A 4,161-nucleotide genomic window follows, 5' to 3' on the forward strand; every position below is an offset into this window, starting at 1 on the left:
CGCTGTGCAGGCTGAATGAGCGAGACGGGTCATCAGATGACGACCTAGGTCATCGACGGCGGACGCGTGCATCGCGCATCGGTGTCCGCCGCCCGCCTCGCCCGGTGACCCCGGGTGCTGCCGAACGACAAACCGCCCGCTCACGGGCGGTTTTTATTTTCATCTATTTCAGTATTTTATAATCAAGAGGCGCTGCACAGCACGCGATCTGCGGTAGCGGCTGATCGGCGAGTCCAGCCTAGCGTCGTACGCGATCGAACATTGGCACGCCCACTGCTGATAGGACAGCGAAGGCAGAAACCACGAGTCGACAGGAGCCCAAGGGACTCAGCAGGGACCAGGACGGAACCGAGCAGGGAGCACGCAGGGAGCATCGGCACGTCGCTCGATCAATGGACCGAGCGACGTGCCCCCGACCAACGACCGAAGGAGACATCCGAAACGCACTCGCCGGCGACCCTAAAGGTAGAGCCTCGGAATCGCCGAAGGACGCACACAAGGTGACCGATCGGGCAGGTGGTCCGAACCCACGCCCGAACGACAGAGTTCAGCCAAGCAAGCACTCGGGGTCGGGTCCCCTCCTCCGCCCGTCTCCGAACTTAGGCCATCGTGTTTCGCCGAGGCGAGCACGGTGGCCTTTTTCTTTTGATTCATTACTTTGCGAGATCACTGCCGGCGACGGTCCGACGCCGGAAACCGTCACCTGATGAAAGGCTTGGTCAGAGTCGTTCCCCATGACAGGGCGCCCGCCCCGGACCAACCCTGATGGTGTCATCTGGCACGGAATGTCGGCAGTTTCGGGAATGCGATCCCGCCCCTCGAACGTTCGGGCTCGTGAGCAGGGAGGCCAAGGCGGTGACCGCCGAGGACGCACAGCTCCACGCGCACGGGTCCGGCGTAGGCCACTGCAGCCGACGGTTGCCGTGGCCGCCTTTCAAACGATCCGGCCTAGGCGGCAGGACAGGGTTTCAGTCGGAGGACTTGCCCCCGGTAAGTTTCTGCCAGACGATCAATCCCACCAAAACGGCGACGGCCAGCACCGACATCATGAGCGCCGCGTCATCGAGAAATGCGACCACGATACCGCTGACGATCAGAAACACCCCGACGACGGACATCCGCGGATTGCCGTGAATCCCCGACAGGAACGCCGTCAGTCCGAGGAGGAAGATGATCTGCAATCCGGTCAGCTCGGCATTCAGGACATCCTTGAGCTGCGGGAGATAGAGAATCCAAACCAGGACAAACAGGGCCCCCCAGTGCAGGATCGTCTTGATCACGAATCCCGTTCTAGCCTTGCCGTCGTCGCCCACGCCGCTCCAGCCGATCGCCAATGCGACGAGGCCGAAGACCGGAATCAGGATTTGCCAGTAGAGGAGCGCGAACTCCAACCGCATGTCGGTAAAGGCAACACCCGCGATGACGGCGATAAAGAGAAGCACATAAGGCCATTGCTCCAGCATCAGACGAACAAGGCCGCTGCGCTGGCCTGCATCGGGTTGGGTCAGACTGGGTTGGTTTGCATTCGACACGTTTGAGTCTCCTAATGGTTGTCCTTCACTCGAGTCGCGGTTTGCATTGTACGAGTGCGACCCGCCTGCCGGCTGACCACGCCCGCGATGTGGGTTCCCGTACGGGACCCATGGTAGTACGTCCGCGGTCCGGCGTCAGGCGAAGACTGTCCGTTCGACCTTGAGTGGAGGACTCGCCGAACGGTATCCTCCCCGGCGTTTTTGCCCATTTGCAGTCGCCGCTGTACCGGCTCCGCCCGGCACGGCGACATCGAGAGTCCCATGACGCCAGTCGATACAAGCAACACAGGGGGATGGAAGACGACGGCGCGCGAGCTCTCCAATCCGAGAGTGCTCTCGATGCTCTTTCTCGGCTTCTCGGCAGGGATCCCGCTCTTGCTGATCTTCTCCTCGCTCTCGCTGTGGCTGCGCGAGGCCGGCATCGAGCGCCAAGCGGTGACCTTTTTCAGCTGGGCGGCCCTGGGCTATTCGTTCAAGTTCATCTGGGCGCCCTTGATCGACAAGCTGCCGCTGCCTGTCCTGACCCGTCGATTCGGACGCCGACGCGCCTGGTTACTGGTCTCGCAGCTCGCAATCATCTCCGCCATCGTCGGCATGGCGCTGGTGGATCCGGCGACCGGCACCGGCCATGTGACGCGCATGGCGATCGCAGCCGTGCTGCTCGGCTTCTCGGCGGCAACCCAAGATATCGTGATCGACGCCTACCGGATCGAATCCGCCGCGCCGCGCTTGCAGGGACTCATGTCCTCGACCTATATCGCCGGCTACCGGATCGGCATGGTCGTCGCCGGTGCCGGTGCGCTCTATCTGGCTGCGCTCTTCGGATCGGAGGCAGGCGACTACAGCTTCAGGGCCTGGCAGCTCACCTATCTCGTCATGGCCTCCACCATGCTGATCGGGGTGGTGACGACGCTGTTGATCTCCGAGCCCGAGACTCGGCGCCCCGACGCCCATGTCTACGGGGCTTCCGACTATCTGCGACTGGTCGGCGTCTTCCTCGTGGCCGCGGCTGCCTTTTCCGGCGGGTTCTTCGTCTCGGGCGGGGCCTTCGCCGGGCTCAAGGCGTGGGCGGGCGGCGGGCCGATCACCGGCTTCCTCCTGGAGACCCTGCATTTTGCCGTTGCCGTGTCCGCGGCGGTCGCTGTCGGGTGGCTGTTGGTCGCCGCCGGGGCCGTAAACGCCGTGATGGCGCGCGAGACCTGGATCGAGCCGGCTCTGGATTTCTTCCGCCGCTACGGTCTCAAAACTGCCCTACTCCTGCTGGCCCTGATCGGACTCTATAGAATCTCGGACATCGTGCTCGGCGTCATTTCCAATGTCTTCTATCAAGACATCGGTTTTTCCAAGCCGCAGATCGCGACCGCGGTCAAGACCTTCGGGGTCATTGTCAGCATCCTCGGCGGGTTCCTCGGCGGGCTCATGGCGACCCGCTACGGGGTGATGCGGATCCTCATGCTGGGAGCCATCCTGTCCGCGGCGACCAACCTCATCTTCGTCGTCTTGGCGCTCGCCGGGCCCGACCTCACCTGGCTCTACATCGCGGTCGCAGCGGACAACCTGGCGGCCGGACTCGCCAGCGCGGCCTTCGTCGCCTTCCTGTCGAGCCTGACCAGTGTCTCCTTCACCGCCGTGCAATACGCCATCTTCAGCTCGCTCATGACGCTGCTGCCCAAGGTTCTGGGCGGCTATTCCGGCTCGATCGTGGACGGGATCGGTTATCCCGGATTCTTCGTCTTCACGACCTTGATCGGCGTCCCGGTCATCCTCCTGGTTTGGCTGGCCGGCCGCAGCTTGGCGATCGACGATCGGGCAAGAGAGGCCGCCGCCGCGGCGGTTGCCTGAACCGGGGGCGTCTTTGCACGACCGCAGCGGCTCGGACCACAAGGCCCGCACGATCCGGCTATAGGGCACCGAAAGCCAGCGGATTGGGGAATCCAAGGGCCAAGTGACCCGCACTCGCCCCCGGGAATGTGGTGTCGAGACGATTGCGACCTCATATAGAGCGCTTAGACGATAGCTGTCCGTCAACGGGAGCCCGCGCATATCATGGTTTTTTTGCACCGGATCTTGCCTCTGCTCATCGCGGCCGCCTTCATCGTCGGCTGCGCTCAATCCCCGACCAGACCGGCGCCCGAGCGCCTGCCGAGCAACGTGTCCGAGAGCGCCGACGACGCGCGCGCATCCGACCGGGAAACCGATCGGGCCGACGGCGAGGCGAGCGCCGAGCCTGTTGACGAAACGACCGCGGTACAGGCGAAGCGGGCCTTGACGATCCAGATCGCCAGCCAGTCGTTCGTCTACACGGAGGGCGATCAAGTCGTCCGCACCGGCCCCATCTCCTCCGGTCGCGAGGGTCACCGCACGCCACGCGGCGCCTTCTCGGTGCTTAGTAAAGACAAGGACAAGGTGTCGTCCCGGTATACGAACCAGCTCGGCTGGCAGGCCTGGATGCCCTACTCCATCCAGTTCTACGGCCACTATTTTCTGCACGAGGGCTGGCTTCCGGGCTATCCGGATTCAGCCGGCTGCGTGCGTGTCGGCGAGAAGGATGCACGCTTCCTGTTCGGGCGCATGAAGGTCGGGGATCTCGTGAGCGTCGTCGACTAAGGCACCGAGATCCATCGGAGCC

Annotated in this window: 3 protein-coding genes; 2 read left to right on the forward strand and 1 reads right to left on the reverse strand. The window is 63.5% G+C overall.

All coding sequences use genetic code 11. The features are described 5' to 3' along the window. Positions 1-968: 968 nt before the first annotated feature. The gene (locus VLR48_RS06585) at positions 969-1,532 is read right to left on the reverse strand and encodes a hypothetical protein (protein WP_325291009.1); all 564 of its coding nucleotides are present in this window, start codon (positions 1,530-1,532) and stop codon (positions 969-971) included. A 261-nt stretch (positions 1,533-1,793) separates the two neighbouring features. Between VLR48_RS06585 and VLR48_RS06590 the strand changes: the two genes are divergently transcribed. Beyond that, on the forward strand, positions 1,794-3,374 hold the full coding sequence (locus VLR48_RS06590) for an AmpG family muropeptide MFS transporter (RefSeq protein WP_325291010.1): 1,581 nt from the start codon (positions 1,794-1,796) through the stop codon (positions 3,372-3,374). A gap of 204 nt (positions 3,375-3,578) precedes the next feature. Further along, positions 3,579-4,139, forward strand: a complete 561-nt coding sequence (locus VLR48_RS06595) for a L,D-transpeptidase (RefSeq protein WP_325291011.1) — start codon at positions 3,579-3,581, stop codon at positions 4,137-4,139. The last annotated feature ends 22 nt before the right edge of the window (positions 4,140-4,161 follow it).

It is taken from the genome of Thiocapsa sp., from assembly GCF_035467215.1.
Lineage (GTDB): Bacteria > Pseudomonadota > Gammaproteobacteria > Chromatiales > Chromatiaceae > Thiocapsa.

What these genes read in the sequence shown, in the direction of transcription:
- VLR48_RS06590 (WP_325291010.1), top strand. Translation starts at nt 1,794, where the DNA reads ATGACGCCAGTCGATACAAGCAACACAGGGGGATGGAAGACGACGGCG.
- VLR48_RS06595 (WP_325291011.1), top strand. Translation starts at nt 3,579, where the DNA reads ATGGTTTTTTTGCACCGGATCTTGCCTCTGCTCATCGCGGCCGCCTTC.